The organism is Streptomyces sp. NPDC001381 (genome assembly GCF_042895685.1).
GTDB lineage: Bacteria > Actinomycetota > Actinomycetes > Streptomycetales > Streptomycetaceae > Streptomyces.
Genome location: NZ_JBIAWO010000001.1, coordinates 28915 through 53154, shown reverse-complemented (window position 1 = coordinate 53154; position 24240 = coordinate 28915). Strand labels below are relative to the sequence as shown.

Sequence of the window (24240 nt, the reverse complement as noted above, 5' to 3'; positions counted from 1 at the left end):
GGTCGAAGGGACGACGACCGAAAAGGACGTACGGCCATGACAGAGACAACGGAGCAGACCCGGGGGCAGAACACGGGGGGCGGCACGGAGTCCGTACCGACCCGTGAGGCCACCGGACGAGGCGGTGGGGACCCGGCGGCCCGTGGGCGGACCACCATCGCCGACGGGGTCGTGGAGAAGATCGCGGGCCTCGCCACCCGGGACGTCGTCGGCGTGCACGCGATGGGCAGCGGCCTGAGCCGCACCTTCGGCGCCGTGCGCGACCGGGTGCCCGGCGGGACGAAGTCCGTGGCCCGTGGTGTCAAGGCCGAGGTCGGCGAGGTGCAGACCGCGCTCGACCTGGAGATCGTCGTCGACTACGGAGTGTCGATCACCGAGGTCTCGCGGGACGTCCGGGAGAACGTGATCACGGCGGTGGAGCGGATGACCGGTCTCGAGGTCGTCGAGGTCAACATCGCGGTGAGCGACGTGAAGCTGCCCGACGAAGAGGACGAGGAGTCGGAGCCCCGCATCCAGTGACGCGTCGGCCGACGAGCGGAGGAACACAGCATGAGCATGGCCGTGATCGGGATGGTCGCCGGCATGGCGCTGGGCTTCGCCGGATACTTCGGCGGGTTCGGTGCCTTCCTTCTGGTGGCCGCCCTGGGTGCCGTCGGATTCGTCGTCGGCCGGCTGCTGGAGGGGGACCTGGAACTCGGGGACTTCTTCCGCACACGTGACAACCGGCGCAGGTGACCCGGGTGAGCCAAGGAGGCGCCACCGGCGGCGGACCGGCCGGCGTCCCCCGGGGTGAGCGCGGCGCGACCCGCATCGCGGACCGGGTCGTGGCGAAGATCGCCGCGCAGGCCGCGCGCGAGGCGGTCGGCCCGCTGCCGCCCGCCGCCGCTCCCGCGCACGCCACCGTCGTCGTGCGTCCCCACTCCCACCAGCGGTCGGGCGAGGACGGCCCCGCCGACGCCGCGTACATCCGCGTCCACCTCGAACTCGGCTACCCCACCGACATCGGCCCCCGCTGTCACGAAGTGCGTCGGCATGTCACCGAGCGGGTAGGCGCGTTGGTGGGAATGCAGGTTCCGGAGGTCGCCGTCGAGGTCGAACGGCTCCATCTGACGGCGGCCCCCGGCGTGGCGCACGGGAGGACGCGATGAGCGAGCCCCGGGGCTCGGACGGCACCACCACGCTGCCCGTACTGGAGAAACCGACGGACGCCCCGGCCCCCGAGGCGCCCGGCCCCGGCGGAGGCCGCCGCTTCTGGTCGGCCCGCCGCGTCCCGGCGGCCGTCGTCGCGGTCCTGCTGTTCGTCGTCGCGGGCGCCTTCCTCTACGACGTCGTCGCCGTCCGCGCCGGCCGGTCCGCCCTGACCTGGCGGCGCGAACTGGCCGGGCAACTCGCCGAACGCCCCCTCGACGACACCTGGGTCCTGGTCGGCGCGGGCGTCGCCGCGGCCCTGGGGCTGTGGCTGGTCGTGCTGGCCGTCACCCCCGGTCTGCGGGACGTGCTGCCGATGCGCCGCACCCGTCCCGACGTCCGCGCCGGCCTCCACCGGGGCGCCGTCGCGCTGGTGCTGCGCGACCGGGCCATGGAGGTCGCCGGAGTGCGGTCCGTGACGGTCCGCGCCGGCCGCCGCCGGGCCGACGTCCGCGCGCTCGCCCACTTCCGCGACCTGGACGACGTACGCGCCGACCTGGACGGCGTGCTCCATGAGGCGGTCGAGGGTCTCGGGCTGGTGCACCCGCCCGCCCTGACGCTGCGGGTGCGGCGTCCCGGAAGGAAGGGGTGAGCGCCGTGCTCAGGACCGTCAACCGCGTGCTGCTCGGGGTCGTGGGCCTGGTGCTGATCGCCGTCGGCGGCGCCGTCCTCGCCGTCGGCCTCGGTGCCTCCCCGCCGTCCTGGTGGATCCACGACGGCCCCCACGACGTGCTGCTCAGCACCGCCGAACGCACCCGCCGGCGGGACGAGACATGGTGGTGGCCGACGGTCATCGCCGTCCTGGCGCTCCTCGTCCTGCTCGCCCTGTGGTGGCTGACCTCGGTCCTGCGCCGCCACCTGCTCGGCGAGGTGCTGGTCGACACCGGCGACGGCGCGGGCGCGCTGCTGCGGGGCAAGGCCCTGCAGTCCGTCCTGGCGGGCGAGGCGGCCCAGGTGGAGGGGGTGGCCCGCGCCCATGTCCACCTGACGGGCCGCAGGGACGCCCCCGCGACCCGCCTGCGGCTGCGGCTGGAACCCCATGTGGACCCCGCGACGGCACTGCACCAGCTGACGACCCGGGCCCTGACCCACGCGAAGGACTCGGCGGCCCTGAAGGCGCTGCCCGCGGAGGTGCGGATGAAGGCGGCCAAACACAAGGCGGCAAGGGTCAACTGACCCCACGCCACCCTCTCTCCCGGCACCCCTGCGCCGCCCCTTCCCGAGCCGCCTTCGGGAGCCCCTTCCCGGGCCCCTTCCCGGGCCTCCCTCTGGCGCCCCGTCCGGAGCCCCCGCACCGCCCTTCCGGCAGATCCGGCGGCCGGCCCTCGCGGCGGACCCCGCCGGGCAGAGGCTCAGAAGCCGTGTCGCATGCCGCCGTCCACCGGCAGCATGATCCCGGTCAGGTAGGAGGCGGCGGGCGACAGCAGGAAGGCCGCCGTCCGGCCGAACTCCTCCGGGGTCCCGTACCGCCGCAGCGGGATCCGGGACTCGTTCGCGGCGCGGGTGGCCTCGGGGTCGGCCGACATCCCGTCGAGCTCCCGCACCCGGTCGGTGTCGATGCGCGACGGCAGCAGCCCCACGACCCGGATCCCCCGGGGCCCCAGCTCGTCGGAGAGCGACTTCGCGAACCCCGCGAGCCCCGGCCGCAGGCCGTTGGAGATCGTCAGCCCCGGAATCGGCTCGTGCACCGACCCGGACAGGACGAACCCGATCACGCCGCCGGCCTCCAGCTCGGCCGCGGCCGCCCGCGCGAGCCGCACCGCCCCCAGGAACACCGACTCGAACGCCGACTGCCACTGCTCGTCGGAGTTGTCCGCGACGAACCCCGGCGGCGGGCCGCCCACGCTCACCAGCACCCCGTCGAACCCGCCGAAGGCCTCCCGCGCGGTGGCGATCAGCCGTGCCGCGCCCTCCGGATCGCCGTTGTCCACGCCGACGCCGACCGCGTTCGGCCCCAGCTCGGCCGCCGCGGCGACCGCCCGCTTCTCGTCCCGCCCGGTCAGCACCACCTTCGCGCCGTCCGCGACGAGTTCGCGCGCGGCCGCGTTGCCGAGGCCGCGCGTGGCTCCGGTGACGACGTACACCCGGTCCTTCAGTCCAAGATCCATGGCCCCTATCCTGCCTGCTCTCCCCCGAACAGGGCGAGGGCGGTGTTCACCAGGCCGATGTGGCTGAACGCCTGCGGGAAGTTGCCGAGGTGCCGGCCCGCCACCGGGTCGTACTCCTCCGCCAGCAGCCCCACGTCGTTCACCAGCCCCACCAGCCGCTCGAACAGTTCGCGTGCCTCCTCGGTCCGGCCCGTCATGTGCAGTGCGTCCGCGAGCCAGAACGAGCACGCCAGAAAGGCGCCCTCGTCGCCCGGCAGACCGTCGACGGTGGTGCCGTCGGTGCTGTAGCGGCGCAGCAGACCGTGGTGCCCCAGTTCCTCGCGCACCGCGTCGACGGTGCCGGTCACCCGGGGGTCGTCCGGCGGGAGGAAGCCGACGCGCGGGATGAGCAGCAGGGAGGCGTCGAGGTCGGCCGACCCGTAGAACTGGGTGAAGGTGTTGCGGTCGGGGTCGTAGCCCTTCTCGCACACCTCGCGGTGCACCTCGTCGCGCAGCGCCCGCCAGCCCGCGAGGTCGCCGGGCAGGTCGGGATACTCCTCCAGCGCGCGGACCGCCCGGTCGGCGGCCACCCACACCATCACCTTGGAGTGCACGAACTGGCGCCGGCCGCCGCGCACCTCCCACAGCCCCTCGTCCGGCTGCCGCCAGTTCTCGCTCAGCCAGTCCATCAGCGAGCACTGCAGCGACCACATGTGCGGCCTGGGCGACATGCCCGCGAACCGGGCCAGCGACAGGGAGTCCATGACCTCGCCGTAGACGTCCAGTTGCAGCTGGCCCACGGCGCCGTTGCCGATGCGTACGGGCGTGGAGTCCCCGTAGCCGGACAGCCACGGCAGCTCGCTCTCGGGCAGCCGGCGCTCGCCCGCCAGCCCGTACATGATCTGCAGGTCCGCCGGGTCTCCCGCGACCGCGCGCAGCAGCCAGTTGCGCCACGCCTCGGCCTCCTCCAGGTACCCGGCAGCCAGCAGGGCGCCCAGGGTGAGGGTGGAGTCGCGCAACCAGCAGTAGCGGTAGTCCCAGTTGCGCACCCCGCCCATCTCCTCGGGCAGGGAGGTGGTGAGCGCGGCGACGATGCCGCCGGTCGGGGCGTACGTGAGCGCCTTGAGGGTGATCAGGGAGCGGACGACGACGTCCCGGTGGGGGCCCTGGTAGCGGCAGCGGGACGCCCACGCCTGCCAGTCCTCGACGCTGCTGCGCAGTGCCTCCCGCGGGTCCACGAGCGGCGGACGGGACTCGTGCGAGGGATGCCAGGTCAGCACGAACGCGACCGACTCGCCCTCGGCGACGGTGAACTCGGAGTGGGTGCCGAAGTCCTCGCCCCAGGTGTGCACGGGCGGCTCGCTGCGGAACCAGACCGCGTCGGGCCCGGCGACCGCCACCCGGTGGCCGTCGGTCCGGCGCATCCACGGGACGACCCAGCCGTAGTCGAAGCGCAGCCGCAGGGCGCTGTGCACGGTGACCCGCCCGCGCAACCCCTCCACCACACGGACGACGTCGGGGGCGCGGTCGCGCTGGGGCATCAGGTCGGTGACCCGGATCGCGCCCTCGTCGGTCTCCCACTCGGTGTCCAGGACCAGGGTGCCGGGACGGTAGGCGCGCCGGGTGCAGGAGCCCTCGACGTCCTTGGGGGCGATGCGCCAGTGGCCGTTCTCCTCGTCGCCGAGGAGGCGGGCGAAGCAGGCCCCGGAGTCGAAGCGGGGCAGACAGAGCCAGTCGACGGAACCGTCCCGGCCGACCAGGGCGGCGGTCTGTTCGTCGCCGATGAGGGCGTAGTCCTCGATGGGGGGGTGCACGGGGTTCCGGGTTCCCGGCGACGTCGGGAGGCAATCAGGGCTGCGGCCGGGGGAGTGACGACAGACCCGCCCCGTCGCCGGTGCCCGAGAAGATGACTCCCGGATGCGAGGGCGCCTGGTTCAGCACCCACAGGCCGATCAGGGTGGCCAGCGCGAAGACCACGGCGATCAGCACGGCGAGCACGAGCCGGCGCCGGCGTTCGCGGCGCAGCCACTCGCCGCGCGCCGTGCGGTAGGCGTCGGGAGCGGGCCGTACCCCGCCGGCCAGCGCCTCCAGGGCCTCGCGCAGCTCCCGCTCGGTCCGGTCGGCGGCCGCGGTCTCCCGCGGGAGGGAGGCCGGCGTCGTGCGGTCGGGTGCGGGGTCCCGTGTCATGTGGTCCCGCTCCGTGCGGTCCGGTCCGGTGTCGTTCATCGCCGGGCCTCCATCGCCTGGGTGAGCGCGGCGAGGCCGCGTGAGGTGTGGGTTTTGACGGATCCGCAGGAGATGCCCATCGCGGCGGCGATCTCGCTCTCCTTCAGCCCGAGCCAGTGCCGCAGCACGAGCGCCTCGCGCTGCCGGGCCGGCAACTGCTGGAGCGCGTCGATCAGCACCCGCTGGTCGTCGCGGAGCAGCGCGGTGCTCTCGGCGGAGGCGACGGTCTCGTCGAGGAGTTCCGCAGGGGTCTCCACATGCCTGCGGGCGACCTGGAGGTGGCGTATCCGCATCCGGGTCAGATTGCAGACGGTGGAACGCAGATAGGCCTCCGCCGCCTGGGTGTCCCGCAGCCGCCGCCATTTCCGGTAGATCTGGTAGTACGCCTCGGCGACCACGTTCTCCGGGTCGTCGGCGCCGAGCAGCACGGCGAGCCGCAGCATGGAGGAGTAGTGCTGCTCGAACAGCCGGGCGAGCCCGGCCTCGCGTTCCAGCTCCGCCGGGTCGGTCACGGCGAGCGCGAGCGGCTCGGCACAGGCATCCTGCACGGGCATCGGCTGTCTGCGTCTCACGGGTTGTTCGCTCCCGTCCGGGGACGCCGCCTGACGGTCAGGCGGGAGGGCAGGTCGGTGGTGTCGGCGCCGCGCGGGACGCCGAGGCGTTCCAGGGCCGCGGTGCCGGCCACCGCGACGGTCAGGTTGAGCAGCAGGGCCAGCAGGCCGGCGTAGATCTCCAGCGGTCCGAACCCGAGGGTCACGATGGAGGAGAACCCCTCGCGCACGACCAGGACGGTCCCGGCCGCCATGCCCGTGGCCCACCCGGCGAGCAGCGCGCGCGGATGCAGCCGCCCGGTGAACAGCCCGACGGCCACGGCCGGGAAGATCTGCAGGATCCACACCCCGCCCAGCAGCTGCAGGTTGACGGCGTCCTGGTCGCGCAGCCCGAACACGAACGCCACCGCCCCCACCTTCGCGGTCAGCGACACCGCCTTGGCGATGCGCACCTGCCGCTTGGGTGTGGCCGTCGGCTGCACGTACTCGACGTAGACGTTGCGGACGAAACTCGTGGCGGCCGCGATCGACATCACGGCGGCCGGCACCAGCGCCCCCACCGTGATCGCGGCGAACACCAGCCCGGCCAGCGGCGCCGGCATCAGCCGGTCGACCAGCATCGGTACGGCGGCCTCGGCGCCGCCCTCCGGAGCCCGCACGCCCGCCGCGAGGGCGGCGACACCGAGGAAGCCGAAGAGGGCGAGCAGTCCGGTCCAGGCGGGCAGGGCCACGGAGACCTTGCGCAGGGTGCGCGGTCCGTCCGCGGCGAACCCGGCGGTGAGCACGTGCGGGTACATCAGCAGGGCCAGCGCGGAGCCGAGGGCGAGCGTGGCGTACGCCGGCTGCTGCCCGGGGGAGAGGACCAGCGGGGAGTGCGCCACGTCCGTGCCGCCCAGCCGGCGGGCCGCGCCCTCGAAGACCGGGCCGGGCCCGCCGAGCCGGCGCAGCACCAGCCAGCACACGGCGGTGAGCGACACGAACACCGCCACCGCCTTCAGCGCCGAGATGACCGCCGGCGCCCGCAGCCCGTGCCGGTACGTCGCCACCGCCAGCCCCGCGAACAGCGCCACCATCACCAGGTCCCCGGCCGCGCCGCGCGGATAGACGCCGCCGGCCGTCAGCACCGCCCGTATCCCGAGCAGTTGCAGCGCCAGGTACGGCATCGTCGCGAGGATCCCGGTCAGCGCCACCACGAGGGCCAGCGGCGGCGACCCGTACCGGCCGCGTACGAAGTCGGCGGCGGTCACGTAGCCGTGCCGCCGGGCCACCTCCCACAGCCGGCTCAGCAGGACGAAGGCGAGCGGGCACACGATCACCGTGTACGGCACCGCGAAGAACGCGGGCGCGCCGTTGCCGTACGCCAGTCCCGGTACGGCGGTGAAGGTGTACGCGGTGAAGATCGTGCCGCCGAGCAGCAGCCAGGTCCACACGGGACCGAGGGAGCGGTCGGCCAGCGCCCAGCCCTCCAGGGAGGGCAGCCGGTCGCTCGGACGCAGCCTGCGCGCGGTCACGGCGAGCAGCGACGCCCCGCCGATCACGGCGAGGAACGTCGTCGTCATGGCGCCGTCGGCCATGGGTCACCGCCTTTGGTGTGCCTGAGCCCTCGCCTCTTGGTTGCGCGGACGGCCGCTTCGGATGACACGGAACCGGCGGGAAATCTTCCGGACATCCGCTGTCAACCGGTCTCGGGGGGTGGGCAACTCTTGCACAGACCCACAGCGAAGGGGAGAGCTGCCGCCCGCCGACGGGAGAGCCACCGCCGCTGACCCACGCCCACCTCGGATCTCGAGGTGGCGCGCACCGCCCAGGTGAGGAGCCGCCATGCCTGTGTCCACCCTGCCCGAAAACGGCCGTCCGGTGCCGGAAAAGTCGCCTACATCACTGAAGTCCGTCCTGCTGTGGGCCACGGTCGCCCTGCTCGGCGCGGTCGGCTGGGGCGTCCTCGCGCTCTCCCGCGGCGAGGAGATCTCCGCCGTCTGGCTGGTGGTGGCCGCGCTCGGCTCGTACGCCATCGCCTACCGGTTCTACTCGCGGTTCATCGCCCGCCGGGTCCTGGAGGTCGACGACACCCGCGCCACGCCGGCCGAGCGCCTGGAGGACGGGGTCGACTACCACCCCACCGACCGCCGGGTGCTGTTCGGCCACCACTTCGCGGCCATCGCCGGCGCCGGGCCGCTGGTGGGCCCGGTGCTGGCCGCGCAGATGGGCTATCTGCCGGGCACGATCTGGATCATCACCGGTGTGATCTTCGCCGGCGCGGTCCAGGACATGATCGTCCTCTTCCTCTCCATGCGCCGGGACGGCAAGAGCCTCGGCCAGATGGCCCGGGACGAGATCGGCAGGGTGGGCGGCGCCGCGGCGCTGATCGGCGTCTTCGCCATCATGATCATCCTGCTCGCGGTGCTGGCGATGGTCGTCGTCAACGCGCTGGCGGAGTCCGCCTGGGGCACCTTCTCGGTCGCCATGACCATCCCGATCGCCCTCTTCATGGGCTTCTACCTGCGCTACCTGCGGCCCGGCCGGGTCGTGGAGACCAGCTTCATCGGCGTGGCCCTGCTGCTGCTCGCCATCCTCGGCGGCGGCTGGGTCCAGAACTCGTCCCTGGCCGAGTACTTCGTCTGGAGCCCCACCACGCTGGTCTTCTGCCTGGTCGGCTACGGCTTCGTCGCCTCCGTGCTGCCGGTGTGGATGCTCCTGGCACCGCGCGACTACCTGTCGACGTTCATGAAGGTCGGCACCATCGCCCTGATGGCCGTCGGCGTCGTGATCGCCGCTCCGACCCTCAAGGCCGGGTCGGTGACCGAGTTCGCCTCCACCGGCGCGGGGCCGGTCTTCGCCGGCTCCCTGTTCCCCTTCCTCTTCATCACCATCGCCTGTGGCGCCCTCTCCGGCTTCCACGCGCTGGTCTCCTCCGGCACCACTCCGAAGCTGATCCAGAAGGAGTCCCAGGTCCGGCTGATCGGCTACGGCTCCATGCTCACGGAGTCCTTCGTCGCCGTCATGGCGCTGATCGCCGCCTGCGTCCTCGAACCGGGCCTGTACTACGCGATGAACTCCCCGGCCGCGCTGCTCGGCCCGACCGCGCAGACCGCGTCGGAGGCGGTCAGAGGTCTCGGCTTCGCCATCACCCCGGACCAGTTGACCGCGGCGGCCAGGGCCGTGGAGGAGCAGACGCTGATCGGCCGCTCGGGCGGCGCCCCCACGCTGGCCGTGGGCATGTCGGAGATCTTCTCCAGCGTGTTCGGCAGCGGACTCAAGGCGTTCTGGTACCACTTCGCGATCATGTTCGAGGCGTTGTTCATCCTCACCACGGTGGACGCGGGCACGCGCGTGGGCCGCTTCATGCTCCAGGACATGCTCGGCAACGTCTGGAAGCCGATCGGCCGCGTCACCTGGAAGCCCGGCATCTGGATCACCAGCGCCCTGGTCGTCGGCGCCTGGGGCTACTTCCTGTACGCCGGCGTCACCGACCCGCTGGGCGGGATCAAGCAGCTGTTCCCGCTGTTCGGCATCGCCAACCAGCTGCTCGCCGCCGTCGCCCTGGCCGTCACCACGACCATGCTCGTCAAGGCGGGCAAGGTGCGCTGGGCGTGGGTCACGGGCATCCCGCTGGCCTGGGACGTGGCCGTCACCTTCACCGCGGGCTGGCAGAAGATCTTCTCCGGCAACCCGAAGATCGGCTTCTTCGCCCAGCGTGACGCCTACGCGGACGCCATCGACGCGGGCAAGCTGCTGCCGGGCGCCACGACCATGGACGACATGCACACCATCGTCCTCAACAACACGGTCGACGGCGTGCTCATGGCGATCTTCCTGCTGCTGGTGCTCACGGTGCTCGTCAACTGCGCGGCGGTGTGCGTCCGCGCCCTGCGGGCCCCCGGGCCGCTGCCGACGACCGAGACCCCGTACGTGGAGTCCCGCATCGACGTCCCGGAGCAGCGCGGCAGCGAACCGCTGGTGGGAGCGGGGTCGTGACCGCCGTCCGGAAGCTGCTGCACACCGTGCTCTGGTACGCGCGCGAACTCACCGGCGAGGCCGAGTACGACCGCTACTGCGCACGGCACCGCCGCCACCACCCGCACGCCCCCGTGCCGAGCCGCCGGGAGTACCAGCGGATGCGCACCACACGGCGCGAGTACGAGTCTCCCGGCCGCTGCTGCTGAAAGCCCGTACGACGTCCCTGCCGTACGGCATACCCGGCCCGTGCCGTACCGACCCCCGGGGGTGGGTGACCGTACGGTGCCCGACCGCGCGGCGGGCGTGCCCCTCCCCAGCCCCGACGGCACGCCCGCCCCGTCTCCCGCACCCCCTGCTTCCCGTACTCCCGCCCCTGCCCCCCGCCTCCCGCCCCTGCCCCCCGCCTCCCGCCCCTGCCCCCCGCCCCTTCGCTCCGGGACCGAGATGCTGAGACGCCGACCCTCCCTGCTGATCCGCCCCGAGCTCGACGACGAACCTCTGCACAGGACCCTTCGCGAACTCCGGCCGTCCGGGCAGCTCCACGGGCTCGGAGCGGGCGGCACCCGTCCCGTCTGGGAGCCCGCGGCCCACCTGCTGCGCGCCACCGGACGGGACTGGGACCGCAGGGCGCACCGGGTCTCCGTCCTGGCCCGGAGCCTGCCGGCCGTGGTCGCACAGCGCTGGGCCGCCGACCGGCCCGGCGACGGGGACGCCCTGGTCCTGCGGGCCTGCGTGGAGACGATCCGGGCGCCCGCCGAGGGGCACGCCGCCGTTCGCGCCGCCGAGCGGACGTGTCTGCGCGCCGCCGAGGCCTGCCCCGAGGACCCGACGCCGTGGCTCGCGCTGCTGTCCCTGATGTACTCCTGCGCCGTACCGGTGAAGGACGCGGTGCCCGTGTGGACCGAGGCCGTCCGCCGCGCGCCGTGGCATCGGACGGCCCACCACCGGCTCCTGGAGTACCTGTCCCCGCGCGGACACGGGACCGTCCCGGACATGATGGACTTCGCCTGGCAGGCCGCCGCCCGCGCACCGCACGGATCGCCGGTGGCCCTGCTCCCCGTGGCGGCCCGCGTCGAGCTGACGGCCCATCGTCAGGGGGAGTCGCGGTTCGCGGCCCTCGGCGCGAGCGGCGACTGGAACGAGCCGCGCGCCGTCCAGGAGATCGGCGTGGCCCTGGAGGGCTGGTTCCACAGCGCCGCCGCGGCCCACGCCGAAGCCGTCACCGACCTCAACGTCCTCGCCTTCGCGCTGACCCGCGCGCACCTTCCGGACGAGGCCGCCCCGGTCTTCCGGCGCATCGGCCGCCATATGACCCGCCACCCGTGGGACCTGCTGCCCGACCCGGAACGCACCTTCGTCTACTGGCGGGACCGCCTGACCGCACAGCACGGGAACTGAGAGGCGGGCCCGCCGCGGGGGAGGGGGCGGCCATCACACCTGAGGACGGCCCTGCCGGACGCGCGGTGCGGCACCCTACGCCGGAGTCGGCGCCGTTTCCTTCTCGTCCTCCGTGGCCGCGGCGGCGGCCGCCGCCGCTCGGTCGCGGCGGACCAGGACCACCCAGCCGACGGGGACGCCCGCGGCGAACAGCCACCACTGGATGGCGTAGGCGTAGTTCAGCGCGGCGTCCTCGCGGCCGGGCTCCCCGATCAGCTCCGGGGTGTCGCCCTTGGGCTCGGGAGCGGTCTGCGCGATGTAGCCGCCGAGCACCTCGGCGCCGAGCCGCTCGGCCTGCTCCGCGCTGTTGATCAGCATGATCTGCCGGTCCGGCAGCCCCTTGAGGTCCTTGATGCCGCTCGCCGCGGTCGTCTCGTCGGGCATCAGCCGCCCGGTCACGGTGACCTTGCCCGAGGGCGGCGCGGGGACCTTGGGGAACGCCGTCTGGCTCGGACCGTCCGCGGGGATCCATCCCCGGTTGACCAGCAGGACCTTGCCGTCCGTCAGCACGAACGGGGTCAGGACGTGGAAGCCGACGGTCTCGTCGGAGTTGACCCGGCGGCGTACGACGACCTCGTGCGCGGTGTCGAAGGTGCCGGTCGCGGTCACCCCGCGGTACCGCTCGCCGCGGGTGACGGTGTGACCCGGGGACGTCAGCCGCTCCACGGGCACCGGCTCGGCGGTCAGCGCGTCGGAGACCAGCTGGTTGCGCGCGGTGCGCTCGTCGTAGCGGTGCATCTGCCAGAAGCCCAGGCGGATCATCGTGGGGATGAGGAGGAGGGCGACCAGCGTGAGGATCACCCACTGCCGGGACAACAGGAAGCGGTACACCCCACGACCGTACCTCTCGGGCCGCGGGGTGCTGTCGCAGGGGGTGGGGACGGACGGGTCAGACGCGGTCGACGATCCCCGCCTTCCCCTCCGCCCGCGCGCAGTGGGCGCCGCAGTACCAGTGGCCCTCGACCTCGACGCCCTGACCGATGATCTGGACCCGGCAGTGCTCGCAGATCGGGGCCATGCGATGGATCGCACAGGAGAAGCAGTCGAAGACGTGCACCGCGCCCTGGGCGTGCACCTCGAAGGTCATTCCGTAGTCATTGCCGCAAACTTCGCATCTCGCCATGCGCCACAGGGTGAGCCGTCGCCCCCGCCCGGGCGAGCGGGCGGTGGGCGAGTCGCACGGCAATCACCCGTACGTACGGCTCACCCGAACGCGGGGGTCACTCGCCGGCGGCCTCGACATCGCGCAGCAGCTGCCCGAAGGCCGCCTCGTCCACGACCGGTGTCCCGAACTGCCGCGCCTTCACCACCTTCGACGTGCCGGAGTCCGGGTCGTTGGTGACCAGCAGGCTCGTCAGCCGGGAGATGCTGGTCGCCACGTGCAGCCCCGCCTCGGTCGCACGGTCCTCCAGCAGCTCGCGGTCGACGGACGTGTCGCCCGAGAAGGCGACCCGCATGCCCTGCTTGAGCCTTTTGCCGTCTTCGTACCGCCCGGGGTTGGGATACGGGCAGGCGGGCCGCTTGCGGGACGGCCGCCAACTGGTCGGCCGGTAGCCGCCGTAGTCGCCTCCGCCCTGGCGGCCGACGCGGGGCGCGGGCCGGTCGTTCCACTCCGTCAGCGGCCGGCACTCGTGCAGTGGCAGCCGCACCCCGCCGGCCGCCGCGGCCCGCAGGCTCGGCCGGAAGGCCTCCGCGAGCACGCGGGCGTCGTCGAGGGCGTGATGCGCCTGCCGCTGCACGACACCGAAATGGGCCGCGAGCGACTCCAGCTTGTGGTTGGGCAGCGGAAGCCGCAGCTCCTTGGAGAGCGCGATGGTGCACAATCGCTGCTTCACCGGGGCCTCGCGCTCCGCGCGCGCGTACTCCCGCGCGATCATCTGCCAGTCGAAGACCGCGTTGTGCGCGACGAGCACCCGGTCCGCGAGCCGCGCCGCGAACTCCTCGGCGACGTCCCCGAAGAGGGGCGCGCCCTCCAGCACCTCGCTCGTCAGCCCGTGTATCCACACCGGCCCCGGATCGCGCTCCGGATTGACCAGCGTGTACCAGTGGTCCTCGACCTCACCGCGCGCGTCCAGCCGGTAGACGGCGGCGGAGATGATCCGGTCGTCCCGGGCCAGCCCGGTGGTCTCCACGTCAACGACCGCGTATCCCTGGGGATACGCGGCCGGCCACTCCGTGGGGGAGGACACTGTCGTCGTGTGGTCTGCGAGCATGGTCACTGAGGATACGGGGCGCCACCGACACCGGGTGCGGATGCCCGGGAGACCGGACCGCGGAAGGCCTCCGGACCGCACGGGAGTTCGCTTCCGCGCCCGAACGCCCCCTCACCGCATGCACGCGTGGAGCGTCGGTGCTGCGCGGGCGACCCCTCGGATGTCATCCTCCGTCCCGTGACGGAACGTGAGACGGAACCAGCGGCGGAACCACCCCACGGAGCCCACGAGGAGGCTCACGAGGGCACCCTCGGCTCCCGCCTGAACTGGCTGCGCGCCGCCGTCCTCGGCGCCAACGACGGCATCGTCTCCACCGCCGGCCTGGTCGTCGGCGTGGCCGGCGCGACCGACGAACGCGCGGCGCTGCTGACGGCGGGTCTGGCCGGACTGCTGGCCGGGTCGATGTCCATGGCGGCGGGGGAGTACGTCTCCGTGTCCACCCAACGCGATTCCGAGAAGGCGGCCCTCGCGCTGGAGCGGCGGGAGCTGCGCGAACAGCCCGAAGCCGAACTGGAGGAACTCACCGGGCTCCTGGAGGAACGCGGCCTCACCCGGGAGGTGGCCCGCGAGGCCGCCGTGCAGCTGACGGAACGCGACGCCCTGCGGGCCCACGCCCGCGTGGAACTCGGCATCGACCCCTACGACCTCACCAACCCCTGGCACGCCGCCTGGGCGAGCTTCCTCGCCTTCACGGTGGGCGCGCTGCTGCCGCTGCTCGCGATCGTGCTGCCCCCGGCCGCCTGGCGCCTGCCGGTGACCGTGGTGTCGGTCCTGGTCGCCCTCGTCGGCACGGGTTGGAGCAGTGCCCGGCTGGGAGCGGCCGCGCCGTCGCGCGCGGTCCTGCGGAACGTGGGGGGCGGTGCGCTGGCGATGGGGGTGACGTACGCGGTGGGTGCCCTGCTGGGGGCGGCGGGGGTGTGACCGACGGCACGTCAGCCGAGGGGCGGGACGGTCGACGCCGCCCCCGTCGCCCCGCTCTTGGCGGAGATCACCAAGAAGCAAGCGCATACCCTCGGTAATACTTGTGGGTAACAACGTCTAGCCCCGGACGACCTGCGGTTCTACGGTGCCCCCATGCCGAACCTGCCCGATGTCGTGCTGTGGTCGATACCCGCCTTCGTGCTGCTCACCGTGGTCGAGGTGATCAGCTACCGCGTCCATCCCGACGAGGACGCGGCCGGATACGAGGCGAAGGACGCCGTGACGAGCGTCGGCATGGGGCTCGGGAGCCTCGTCTTCGACTTCCTCTGGAAGATCCCGATCGTCGCCGTCTACACGGCGGTCTACGAACTGACCCCCCTCCGCGTGCCCGTCCTGTGGTGGACCGTCCCGCTCATGCTGCTCGCGCAGGACTTCTTCTACTACTGGTCCCACCGCGGTCACCACGTCATCCGCATCCTGTGGGCCTGCCACGTCGTCCACCACTCCAGCCGCAGGTTCAACCTCACCACCGCCCTGCGCCAGCCCTGGACCACCCTGACCGTGTGGCCGTTCTACGTCCCCCTCGTGGCCGCCGGCGTGCACCCGGCCGCGCTCGCGTTCTGTTCCTCCGCCAACCTCGTCTACCAGTTCTGGATCCACACCGAGCGGATCGACAAGATGCCCCGGTGGTTCGAGTTCGTGTTCAACACGCCCTCGCACCACCGTGTCCACCACGCCTCCCAGGGCGGCTACCTGGACCGCAACTTCGGCGGCATCCTCATCGTCTGGGACCGGCTCTTCGGCTCGTTCGTGCCCGAGGTGGAGCGGCCCGTCTACGGGTTGACCAAGAACATCAACACGTTCAACCCGATCAAGGTCGCCACGCACGAGTACGTCGCGATCGCCAAGGACATCAAGGCGGCGAACAGTTGGCGCGAGCGGGCGGGGCGGGTGTTCCGCGGCCCGGGATGGCAGCCGGCCCAGGCCCCCGCCGGCACGCCGGCGCCGGTCGAGGAGAGCACCGCCGCGTGACCATCCGACCCCGCCCCCTCCTCGCCGCCTTCCTCCTCGCGACCGCTGTCGACCTCGGCTCCCTCGCGGCCGGCTGGCACCCCGGGCACGCCGTCGCCAAGCCGCTTCTCATGCCCCTCCTCGCCACCTGGGCGGCCGTGAGCGGCGCACCCCGACTGCTCCTCGCCGCGCTCCTGTGCGGCTGGGGCGGCGACGTCCTCCTCCTCTCCGACGCCGAGCCCGCCTTCCTCGCCGGCATGGCCTGCTTCGCGGCGGGGCACGTCTGCTACCTCGTGCTCTTCACGCGACACGGCCGCCCTCGCGCGCGTGCCACCGTCCTCACCCCGGCCTACGTCGCCGTCCTGATCGCCACCCTCGCCCTCCTGTGGCCCGATCTCCCGCCCGGCCTGCGCGTCCCCGTCGCCGTGTACAGCACCCTCCTCACCGCCATGGCGTACGGCGCCGCAACCCGCCTGGGCCCCCTCGCCGGCGCCGGCGGCGTGCTCTTCCTGCTCTCCGACACCCTCATCGCGACCGGCGTCGCCGACTGGCCGCAGCCGCCGCGCCCCGACCTGTGGATCATGCTCACCTACGCCGCCGCACAGTTCCTGCTGGCCCGGGGCGCCCTCGGCGAACGGGCGGCGCCGCCGGGGACGTACCGGGAAATGACCTCGACCACGCCCTGATCCCGCCGTCCCCGCCACCCGTACCGGACGGCGACGGGCAGGCCCGTCCACCCGATCAAGTCGATCAACCCGGGGATCCACCCCGTGACGCCCACTCCGCCGGATCGGCTCCCCACGCGCCCGGCGGCCGGGCCCAGCCGCCGGGCCCGCCCTCGAAGGACACGGGCGGCAGCGCGTACCGGAGCCGGCCGAGGGGGCTGTCGGTCTCCGCGAGCCAGGCGTCCGGCCCCGCGTACGCCTCCTCGACCGCCTCCTCGGTCCCCGCGCCCTCCAGCAGCCAGGCCGCCGTCCGCGCCAGCGTCACCCGCACGACCCGGCTCCCGCCGTCGTACGACTGCTCGGTCAGCGCCCGCAGCACGGCCGCCGCCAGCAGATGGCCCGTGCCGTGGTCGAGGGCCTGCGCGGGCAGCGCCCCGGGCCGCTCCGCGGACCCCTCGACGGCCGCGATGCCCGTGGCCACCTGGACGAGGCTGTCGAACCCGCGCCGCCCGCCCCACGGCCCGTACGCACCCCACGCCGACACCTGCGCCACCACCAGCCCGGGCCGGCGCCGGGCCAGCTCCTCGGGGGAGAGCCCGAACCGGTCGAGGGCGCCCGGGCGGTAACCGGTGACGACGACGTCCGCCGCCGCGAGCAGCTCCTCGAAGCGGCGCCGGTCGGCCGTCAGGTCCAGCAGCGCCGAGCGCTTCCCGAAGCCCGTGTCGGCGTGCTGGTCGGGGAGTTCGGGCAGGTGGGGCGCGTCGAGGCGCAGGACGTCCGCGCCCAGCAGGGCGAGCGTGCGGGTGGCGACCGGCCCGGCGAGGACCCGGGTGAGGTCCAGGACGCGCAGCCCGGCGGCGGGCAGCAGGGGAGCACCGCCCCGGAGCGGCGGGAGCGCACGCGCGCGTACGCCGTCCAGCCGGCCTCGTTCCACGAGCGGGCGCTCGGCCACCGCGGACGCCTGCGCGTGCGCGGCCCACTCCTCGGGCGTGCGCAGCGCCACGGCCAGCCCGCCCGCCGCGTACACCGCGTCCTCGACGTCCCGCGCGGTCCGCCCTGCCATGGCCGCTGCGACGGAGTCCGGGTCCCCGGCCGTGCCGAGCGCCCTCAGCAACCGCTCCCGGTGGTGCGGGTAGTTGGCGTGCGTACGCACCCAGCCGTCCGCCGTCCGCTAGAACCGCGACAGCGGCGCGAACAGCAGGGGCGCCCGCCCGTCCACCAGCAGCTGCCGCTCACTGCTGAACGCGGCCGCCACCGCCCCGTCGTCCACCCGCACCCCGGGCACCCGGGCGAGCCCCGCCCGCCGCGCCCCCAGCTCCGCGCCGGCGAGCGCACACACCCCCACACAGGCCCGCGCCAGCTCCCGCACGGGCAGCCGCGCCGCCAGTGCCCCCTCACGGACGACGGCGGACACACGCGCGAGGAGGGCGGGGTCACCGTCCAGCTCCGACCAGACGAACTTGATGGAAGTCATGACTGCATTGTGCAGTATTGATTCAATCAATATATATGGGGCTTGATCAGCCCGGCCGTCCGGATCATGAACATGGACAGGGCCGGACGGAGAATCCCGTCCGGCCCTGTCCCGTACCGCCCGCTGGGGGTTACTTCACGGCGCGCAGCGCGTTCACGATGCCGAAGCCGTAGAAGCCGTTGACCCGCTTGGCGCCCGCGCAGGTCGCGTCCACCACGCCGTCACCGTTGCCGTCGTACGGCTCGGTGGGGCAACCGGGGTTGTCCGCCTGCGCCTTGAGCAGTGCCTGCAGCTGCGCCGGGGAGGCGTACGGGTGCGTGGACTTCAGCAGCGCGGCCACGCCGGCCACGTGCGGGGACGCCATCGACGTGCCCTGGAGGAAGCCGTACGTGTTGTTCGGCAGCGTCGACAGGATGCGGCCGTTGGCCGACGGGGTGTCCGGGATCTGGTACTTGTCGCCACCCGGAGCGGCCACGTCGACGACGCCCAGACCGTACGTGGAGTAGTACGACTTGGCGCCCTTGACGCCCGTGGCGCTGACCGTCACCACACCCGGCAGCTGCGTCGGCACGTCGAAGCACTCGTGCGGGTCGACCGTCCGCGTCACCGGCGTGGAGTCGTCGGGGCTGGAGGAGTCCACCAGGGCGTCGGAGTCGAGGTCGTGGTTGGAGTTGCCCGCCGAGGCCACGTTGAGCGTGCCCTTCTTCTGGGCGTACAGCTGGGCCCTGTTGACCGCGTCGACGATGGCCTTCTGGTCGGGGTCGTCCATGCAGTTGTACAGCCACGGGTCGACGTAGTAGCTGTTGTTGGTGATCTCGACGCCGTGGTCCGCGGCGAACACGAACGCGCAGACCACGTTCTCCGGGTAGAAGAGGCCGTCCTTCGGGTCGCTCACCTTGATGCCGGCGACCTTCACACCGGGAGCGACACCGGCCACGCCGATGCCGTTGCGGGCCGCCGCGATCTCACCGGCGACATGCGTGCCGTGGTAGTCGTCCGCGGTGTACGGCCGCCAGGCGCCCTCGCTGGTGTCCGCGACGCCGCCCACGCAGTTCGCGGACTGGGACGCGGAGAAGTTGGGCGCGAGGTCCGGGTGGGTGTCGTCGACGCCGGTGTCGATCACGGCGACCGTCACCTTCTTGCTGCCCGGGTTGATCCCGGCGGCCTTGTCGGCGCCGATCGCCCGCAGGTCCCACTGGTCGGCCTCGAGCGGCTCGCTCTGGCCCGCCGCGTCGGACGCCTTCTCGATCTTCGCGGCCTCCGCCTTCGACAGGACCTGCGCGGCCCCCTCGTCGGTGGTCCCCGCGGCGGTCAGCGGCGCGGTACGGGTGGCGCCCGCCGACTGCACCCCGCGCACCGCGCGTATCTGCGCGCCGAAGTCGGGGTTCGCCGAGTGCACGACGAGCACGCCGATCCTGTCGTACGACGCCACCAGGGTGCCGCCCGACGTGGCGATCGCCTTCTTCACCGACTCGATCGTGCGGTGGTCCACCTTCGTGTTGACGACGTACGCCAGCGTCCCGGCGTCGGCCGCCTGGGAGGTCGACGCCGTGACGGGAGCCGCGGTGGCGGCCGTCGGCAGGAAACCGACGGCGGCGGTCAGCGACAGCACGACGGGCACCGCGAGAGCGAGGCGGCGTCTGGAAGGCAGATGAGCCATGGGGTCTCCACATCATCCGGAAAACGAAACCGGCCCGAGGGCGGCGGTGTGCTCGGGCAGGTACATGACGGGTTGTGCAGCCCGAAGCTATCTCCCGAACTCGCTGGCCAGCAATGACTTATGGCGACGACTTCCGAAAGAGCCCGACCGAGTTGAACCGGCCCGAGCGCGCCGCCGTGCCCTTGGACAGGAGCCCGTGCACCATCGAGCCCCCGCCGACCCGCCGTCCGCAACGCGAGGAGACCTTGTGGCCACCGAGACACCGCCCCCCTCGAAAACCCAAGCCCAACTCCCCTCCACCGAGGAGTTCGTCGCGGTGCAGGAGAGCGCGGAGTTCGGTGAACTGCGCAGCTCCCACCGCGGCTTCGCCTTCCCCCTGACCGTCGCCTTCATCGCCTGGTACCTGCTCTACGTCCTGCTCTCCAACTACGCGGGCGACTTCATGGGCACCAAGCTCTTCGGCAACATCAATGTGGCCCTCGCCCTGGGCATCGCCCAGTTCCTCACCACGTTCCTCATCGCCTGGTGGTACGCGAGGCACGCCGCCGCCAAGCTCGACCCCAAGGCCGACGCCATCAAGTCCCGGATGGAGGGCGGCGCATGAGCCCCGCACAGCACACCCTGATCGCCGCCGGTGAGGCGAGCGAACACCGGCCGCTGATCATCACCCTGTTCGCGGTGTTCGTCGCCGCGACCCTGGTCATCACCGTCTGGGCGGGCCGCCAGACCAAGGACGCCGCCGACTTCTACGCGGGCGGACGCCAGTTCACCGGCTTCCAGAACGGCCTCGCCGTCTCCGGCGACTACATGTCCGCCGCGTCCTTCCTCGGCATCGCGGGCGCCATCGCCCTCTTCGGCTACGACGGCTTCCTGTACTCCATCGGCTTCCTGGTCGCCTGGCTCGTCGCCCTCCTCCTGGTCGCCGAACCGCTGCGCAACTCCGGCCGCTACACGATGGGCGACGTCCTCGCCTACCGCATGCGTCAGCGCCCCGTCCGCACGGCCGCCGGCACCTCCACCATCGTCGTCTCGATCTTCTACCTGCTGGCCCAGATGGCGGGCGCGGGCGTCCTGGTCTCCCTCCTCCTCGGCATCACCAGCGACGGCGGCAAGATCGGCATCGTCGCCCTGGTCGGCGTCCTGATGATCGTCTACGTCACCATCGGCGGCATGAAGGGCACCACCTGGGTCCAGATGGTCAAGGCCGTCCTGCTGATCGCCGGCGCCCTCCTGCTCACCTTCCTGGTCCTGCTGAAGTTCGACTTCAACGTCTCCGACCTGCTCGGCTCGGCCGCCGACAACAGCGGCAAGGGCGCCGCCTTCCTGGAGCCCGGCCTGAAGTACGGCGCCACCGGCACCACCAAACTGGACTTCATCTCCCTCGGCATCGCCCTGGTGCTGGGCACCGCCGGCCTGCCGCACATCCTGATCCGCTTCTACACGGTCCCCACCGCCAAGGCCGCCCGTAAGTCGGTCATCTGGGCCATCGGCCTGATCGGCGCCTTCTACCTGATGACCCTCGCCCTCGGCTTCGGCGCCGCCGCGCTGATCAAGCCCGACGAGATCATCGCGTCCAACAAGGCGGGCAACACGGCGGCACCCCTGCTCGCCCTCCACCTCGGCGGCGTCGACTCCAACTGGGGCGCGATCCTGCTGGCCACCATCTCGGCGGTCGCCTTCGCCACCATCCTCGCGGTCGTCGCCGGCCTCACCCTGGCCTCGTCCTCCTCCTTCGCCCACGACATCTACGCCAACGTCATCAAGAAGGGGCAGGCCTCCGAGAAGCAGGAGATCAACGCGGCCCGCTGGGCCACCGTCGGCATCGGCGCCGTCTCGATCGTCCTCGGCGCGCTGGCCCGCGACTTGAACGTCGCGGGCCTGGTCGCCCTCGCCTTCGCGGTCGCCGCCTCCGCCAACCTCCCGACCATCCTCTACAGCCTCTTCTGGAAGCGGTTCACCACCTCCGGAGCCCTCTGGTCGATCTACGGCGGCCTGGTCACGGCGGTCGGCCTGGTGCTGTTCTCCCCGGTCGTCTCCGGCAAGCCCACGTCGATGTTCCCGGACGTCGACTTCCACTGGTTCCCGCTGGAGAACCCCGGCATCATCTCCATCCCCGTCGGCTTCCTGCTGGGCGTCGTCGGCACCCTCCTGTCGAAGGAGGAGCCCGACCAGGGGAAGTACGCCGAGCTGGAGGTGCGCTCCCTCACCGGCACCGGCGCCCACTGAACAGCCCGGACAGCGCCCTTCGCGGCCGCGTCGTGGATGTCCGCGACGCGGCCGCGTCCTACGTCGTGGGATCGGGCACCGTGGATGTCAGTGGCGTCGCGTAGGCTCGCAGGTGACGACAGAAAGACGCGATCCGCTACGGGGGAGGGGGCCCACGTGCTCATCGACACCTACGGCCGAGTGGCCACCGACCTGAGGGTCTCACTGACCGACCGGTGCAACCTGCGCTGTACGTACTGCATGCCCGAGGAGGGCCTGCAGTGGCTGGCCAAGCCCGACCTCCTCACGGACGACGAGATCGTCCGCCTCATCGACATAGCCGTCACCACGCTCGGCATCGAGGAGGTCCGCTTCACCGGCGGCGAGCCGCTGCTGCGCCCCGGTCTCGTCGGCATCGTCGAGCGGGTGGCGGCCCTCACCCCGCGCCCCCAGATGTCCCTCACGACGAACGGCATCGGCCTCAAGCGCACCGCCACCGCCCTCAAGGCGGCAGGCCTCGACCGGGTCAACGTCTCCCTCGACACCCTGCGCCCGGACGTCTTCAAGGCCCTCACCCGCCGCGACCGCCACCAGGACGTCCTCGACGGCCTCCAGGCCGCCCGCGACGCCGGGCTCACCCCGGTGAAGGTCAACTCCGTCCTCATGCCGGGCCTCAACGCCGACGAGGCCCCCGACCTCCTCGCCTGGGCGGTCGAGCAGGACTACGAACTGCGCTTCATCGAGCAGATGCCCCTGGACGCCCAGCACGGCTGGAAGCGCGAGGGCATGGTCACCGCGGGGGACATCCTCGCCTCGCTGCGCACCCGCTTCGACCTCACCCCCGAGGGCAAGGACGAGCGCGGCTCGGCCCCGGCCGAACGCTGGCTGGTCGACGGCGGCCCGCAGCGCGTCGGCGTCATCGCCTCCGTCACCCGGCCCTTCTGCGCGGCCTGCGACCGCACCCGCCTCACCGCCGACGGCCAGATCCGCACCTGCCTCTTCGCCCGCGAGGAGACCGACCTGCGCGCGGCCCTGCGCTCCGGCGCCCCCGACGAGGAGATAGCCCGCGTCTGGCGCCTGGCGATGTGGGGCAAGAAGGCGGGCGCGGGCCTGGACGACCCGTCGTTCGTCCAGCCGGACCGGCCCATGTCCGCCATCGGGGGCTGAGGGCGCCACACGGGAGGGGTCCGAGGCCGGCGTGCGGCCTCAGACGTCCTGCTGCTCCCATTCCTTCAGGGCGACGACATCCTTGAGGAACCCCCGGACACCGAGGAACTGCGACAGATGCTCGCGATGCTCCTCGCACGCGAGCCACGTCTTGCGCCGCTCCGGCGTGTGGATCTTCGGGTTGTTCCACGCCAGCACCCACACCGCGTCGACACGGCAGCCCTTGGCGGAACAGAGGGGAGTCTCACTCACAGTTTCGTCTCACAGATGCGCACAAAAGGCGACGCCGAGCAGCCACGGGGGGAGCTGCCCGGCGTCGGTCCGTCGCTCCGACGGGGGATGCGGAGCGCGTACGAAGTATGTCACGGCCGACCCGTCGCGGGGCACCGGAACAGCATGATTGATCTGAGCTTTTCCTGAGCTTGGCGCACAGCCCTCTCATGGCCGGCGCTCAGCCTGTGAGGACTCCGATCTCCCGCGGGCGGATTCCGTGCAGCGCTCCTCTTCCGGAACCGATTCCGCCGGCCCGTCCGCCCGCGGCGCGATCATGGGCCGCACCGGGGTCGTGACGAACGTGGAGGGCAGGCCGGGCGCGTTCTCCCGCCCGGCATTGGCGATCACCACCGCGATGTAGGGCAGGACCGCCCCCAACACCAGTGCCACGACGGCGACATGACGTTCCACGTTCCAGAGCGTCGCCGCGAGGATCACCGACATCGTACGGATCGTCATCGAGATCACGTACCGCCGCTGCCTGCCGCGCACGTCCTCCTGGAGCCCCTGCCGGGCACCGGTGATCCGGAACACCTGGACGTTGCCGCCGCCACCCTGCTTCCGCATCGCATTCCACCGTCCGCCAGCTTCGAACTCTCCCCGGCACTCCACGTTACGCCGGGGCTGCGCCGCCTTCGAGACCGGGTCGTCTCCCGCCAGGACGAACGTCCTGCGCCCTACCGCGTACGGCCGCACCCGACATGCGCCGTACCAGGCGCGGAACCAGACTGAGGGCAATGCTCACGTCGAGCCGTACGAGGAGGCAGCCATGGGCTGGTTGTGGGCGATCATCGTGGGATTCGTGCTCGGTCTGCTCGCCAAGGCGATCATCCCCGGCAAGCAGCACAGCCCCCTCTGGCTGACCACCATCTTCGGCATGCTGGGCGCGATCGCGGGCAACGCCATCGCCCGCGGATTCGGCGTCGAGGCCACCTCGGGCATCGACTGGTGGCGCCACATCTTCCAGCTCGTCGCCGCGATCGTCATCGTGGCCCTGGGGGACGCCGCGTACATGGCGACCTGGGGCAAGCGGAAGCGCGAGCGGGCCTGAGCGGACGTACGAGGGCGGGGTGGGGCCCCCCCCCCGCGGGGGCCCCCCCCCCCCCCCCGCCCCCCCCCCCCCCGCCCCCCCCCCCCCCCCCCCCCCGCGCCCGCGGGCCTGGCCGTGATGGGCGTCGTCGGCGCCGATCAGTGCCGACTCCGTC

Annotated in this window: 26 protein-coding genes and 1 pseudogene; 15 read left to right on the top strand and 12 right to left on the bottom strand. The window is 72.6% G+C overall.

Translation table 11 applies throughout. The features are described 5' to 3' along the window. The first annotated feature begins 36 nt into the window (after positions 1-36). From ACFY2L_RS00280 to amaP, 5 genes are read left to right on the top strand one after another with little or no spacing between them, the layout of a single operon-like run. Entirely contained in the window at positions 37-519 is a 483-nt protein-coding gene (locus tag ACFY2L_RS00280) for an Asp23/Gls24 family envelope stress response protein (protein WP_390656116.1), read from the top strand. Positions 520-549: 30 nt separating this feature from the next. Then, on the top strand, positions 550-735 hold the full coding sequence (locus ACFY2L_RS00275) for a hypothetical protein (RefSeq protein WP_390656117.1): 186 nt from the start codon (positions 550-552) through the stop codon (positions 733-735). Beyond that, a complete protein-coding gene (locus ACFY2L_RS00270) occupies positions 732-1148 on the top strand; it encodes an Asp23/Gls24 family envelope stress response protein (RefSeq protein ID WP_390656118.1) in 417 nt (138 codons plus the stop codon). The genes ACFY2L_RS00275 and ACFY2L_RS00270 overlap by 4 nt, the downstream gene beginning before the upstream one ends. Beyond that, complete coding sequence (locus ACFY2L_RS00265; RefSeq protein WP_390656119.1) at positions 1145-1780, top strand: DUF6286 domain-containing protein; 636 nt, start codon at positions 1145-1147, stop codon at positions 1778-1780. Before ACFY2L_RS00270 ends, ACFY2L_RS00265 begins: the two co-directional genes overlap by 4 nt. Further along, complete coding sequence (gene amaP / locus ACFY2L_RS00260) at positions 1777-2364, top strand: alkaline shock response membrane anchor protein AmaP (protein ID WP_390821128.1); 588 nt, start codon at positions 1777-1779, stop codon at positions 2362-2364. The genes ACFY2L_RS00265 and amaP overlap by 4 nt, the downstream gene beginning before the upstream one ends. A gap of 176 nt (positions 2365-2540) precedes the next feature. On the opposite strand, the gene ACFY2L_RS00255 is transcribed toward amaP, so the two are convergent. Genes ACFY2L_RS00255 through ACFY2L_RS00235 form a run of 5 tightly spaced genes read right to left on the bottom strand, consistent with a single transcriptional unit; the run spans position 2541 to position 7626 of the window. Next, positions 2541-3296 carry an SDR family oxidoreductase gene (locus tag ACFY2L_RS00255; protein WP_390656121.1) on the bottom strand — a complete coding sequence of 252 codons (756 nt, stop codon included), beginning with the start codon at positions 3294-3296 and terminating at the stop codon, positions 2541-2543. 5 nt (positions 3297-3301) lie between these two features. Next, entirely contained in the window at positions 3302-5089 is a 1788-nt protein-coding gene (locus ACFY2L_RS00250; protein WP_390821127.1) for a glycoside hydrolase family 15 protein, read from the bottom strand. A 34-nt stretch (positions 5090-5123) separates the two neighbouring features. Continuing rightward, positions 5124-5501, bottom strand: coding sequence for a hypothetical protein (locus ACFY2L_RS00245; protein WP_390656123.1), 378 nt, complete (start codon positions 5499-5501; stop codon positions 5124-5126). After that, the gene (locus ACFY2L_RS00240; RefSeq protein WP_390821126.1) at positions 5498-6055 is read right to left on the bottom strand and encodes an RNA polymerase sigma factor; all 558 of its coding nucleotides are present in this window, start codon (positions 6053-6055) and stop codon (positions 5498-5500) included. Before ACFY2L_RS00240 ends, ACFY2L_RS00245 begins: the two co-directional genes overlap by 4 nt. A 14-nt stretch (positions 6056-6069) precedes the next feature. Further along, positions 6070-7626, bottom strand: coding sequence for a sodium:solute symporter (locus ACFY2L_RS00235; protein WP_390656124.1), 1557 nt, complete (start codon positions 7624-7626; stop codon positions 6070-6072). Between the two features lie 247 nt (positions 7627-7873). Here ACFY2L_RS00235 and ACFY2L_RS00230 point away from each other — a divergent pair, with 247 nt between their 5' ends. The 3 genes from ACFY2L_RS00230 to ACFY2L_RS00220 all read left to right on the top strand — a co-directional run bounded on the left by ACFY2L_RS00230 (position 7874) and on the right by ACFY2L_RS00220 (position 11407). Further along, complete coding sequence (locus ACFY2L_RS00230) at positions 7874-10027, top strand: carbon starvation CstA family protein (RefSeq protein WP_390821125.1); 2154 nt, start codon at positions 7874-7876, stop codon at positions 10025-10027. Continuing rightward, entirely contained in the window at positions 10024-10215 is a 192-nt protein-coding gene (locus tag ACFY2L_RS00225) for a CstA-like transporter-associated (seleno)protein (protein WP_390656126.1), read from the top strand. The genes ACFY2L_RS00230 and ACFY2L_RS00225 overlap by 4 nt, the downstream gene beginning before the upstream one ends. Positions 10216-10453: 238 nt before the next feature. Beyond that, the gene (locus ACFY2L_RS00220; RefSeq protein WP_390821124.1) at positions 10454-11407 is read left to right on the top strand and encodes a hypothetical protein; all 954 of its coding nucleotides are present in this window, start codon (positions 10454-10456) and stop codon (positions 11405-11407) included. Positions 11408-11482: 75 nt separating this feature from the next. Here the strand turns inward: ACFY2L_RS00220 and ACFY2L_RS00215 are convergent, their stop codons facing one another. The 3 genes from ACFY2L_RS00215 to ACFY2L_RS00205 form a co-directional block, all read right to left on the bottom strand. Next, the gene (locus ACFY2L_RS00215; RefSeq protein ID WP_390821123.1) at positions 11483-12277 is read right to left on the bottom strand and encodes an SURF1 family protein; all 795 of its coding nucleotides are present in this window, start codon (positions 12275-12277) and stop codon (positions 11483-11485) included. Between the two features lie 58 nt (positions 12278-12335). Further along, a complete protein-coding gene (locus ACFY2L_RS00210; RefSeq protein WP_078947469.1) occupies positions 12336-12569 on the bottom strand; it encodes a hypothetical protein in 234 nt (77 codons plus the stop codon). Between the two features lie 97 nt (positions 12570-12666). Then, positions 12667-13659, bottom strand: a complete 993-nt coding sequence (locus tag ACFY2L_RS00205; RefSeq protein WP_390656129.1) for a DEDDh family exonuclease — start codon at positions 13657-13659, stop codon at positions 12667-12669. Between the two features lie 177 nt (positions 13660-13836). Here ACFY2L_RS00205 and ACFY2L_RS00200 point away from each other — a divergent pair, with 177 nt between their 5' ends. From ACFY2L_RS00200 to ACFY2L_RS00190, 3 genes are all read left to right on the top strand, one after another. Then, complete coding sequence (locus ACFY2L_RS00200; RefSeq protein ID WP_390656130.1) at positions 13837-14580, top strand: VIT family protein; 744 nt, start codon at positions 13837-13839, stop codon at positions 14578-14580. Positions 14581-14733: 153 nt separating this feature from the next. Continuing rightward, on the top strand, positions 14734-15612 hold the full coding sequence (locus tag ACFY2L_RS00195) for a sterol desaturase family protein (protein WP_390656131.1): 879 nt from the start codon (positions 14734-14736) through the stop codon (positions 15610-15612). 2 nt (positions 15613-15614) lie between these two features. Continuing rightward, positions 15615-16277 carry a lysoplasmalogenase gene (locus ACFY2L_RS00190; RefSeq protein ID WP_390656211.1) on the top strand — a complete coding sequence of 221 codons (663 nt, stop codon included), beginning with the start codon at positions 15615-15617 and terminating at the stop codon, positions 16275-16277. A gap of 64 nt (positions 16278-16341) precedes the next feature. Here ACFY2L_RS00190 and ACFY2L_RS00185 read toward each other — a convergent pair. Further along, positions 16342-17730: pseudogene (locus ACFY2L_RS00185) on the bottom strand (CoA transferase). A 130-nt stretch (positions 17731-17860) separates the two neighbouring features. Next, positions 17861-19390, bottom strand: a complete 1530-nt coding sequence (locus ACFY2L_RS00180; RefSeq protein WP_390656133.1) for a S8 family serine peptidase — start codon at positions 19388-19390, stop codon at positions 17861-17863. 247 nt (positions 19391-19637) lie between these two features. Here ACFY2L_RS00180 and ACFY2L_RS00175 point away from each other — a divergent pair, with 247 nt between their 5' ends. From ACFY2L_RS00175 to moaA, 3 genes are all read left to right on the top strand, one after another. Next, positions 19638-19994, top strand: a complete 357-nt coding sequence (locus ACFY2L_RS00175) for a DUF485 domain-containing protein (RefSeq protein ID WP_390656134.1) — start codon at positions 19638-19640, stop codon at positions 19992-19994. Continuing rightward, positions 19991-21616 (top strand): cation acetate symporter, encoded by a 1626-nt coding sequence (locus ACFY2L_RS00170; RefSeq protein WP_390656135.1) that lies wholly within the window; start codon positions 19991-19993, stop codon positions 21614-21616. Before ACFY2L_RS00175 ends, ACFY2L_RS00170 begins: the two co-directional genes overlap by 4 nt. A gap of 156 nt (positions 21617-21772) precedes the next feature. Continuing rightward, entirely contained in the window at positions 21773-22762 is a 990-nt protein-coding gene (gene moaA, locus ACFY2L_RS00165) for a GTP 3',8-cyclase MoaA (protein WP_390656136.1), read from the top strand. A gap of 39 nt (positions 22763-22801) precedes the next feature. Here moaA and ACFY2L_RS00160 read toward each other — a convergent pair whose 3' ends face one another. Both ACFY2L_RS00160 and ACFY2L_RS00155 read right to left on the bottom strand, forming a co-directional pair. After that, the gene (locus ACFY2L_RS00160) at positions 22802-23014 is read right to left on the bottom strand and encodes a hypothetical protein (protein ID WP_390656137.1); all 213 of its coding nucleotides are present in this window, start codon (positions 23012-23014) and stop codon (positions 22802-22804) included. A 186-nt stretch (positions 23015-23200) separates the two neighbouring features. Beyond that, the gene (locus ACFY2L_RS00155) at positions 23201-23602 is read right to left on the bottom strand and encodes a DUF3099 domain-containing protein (protein ID WP_390656138.1); all 402 of its coding nucleotides are present in this window, start codon (positions 23600-23602) and stop codon (positions 23201-23203) included. 202 nt (positions 23603-23804) lie between these two features. Between ACFY2L_RS00155 and ACFY2L_RS00150 the strand changes: the two genes are divergently transcribed. Beyond that, complete coding sequence (locus tag ACFY2L_RS00150; RefSeq protein WP_390656139.1) at positions 23805-24086, top strand: GlsB/YeaQ/YmgE family stress response membrane protein; 282 nt, start codon at positions 23805-23807, stop codon at positions 24084-24086. Positions 24087-24240 lie beyond the last annotated feature (154 nt).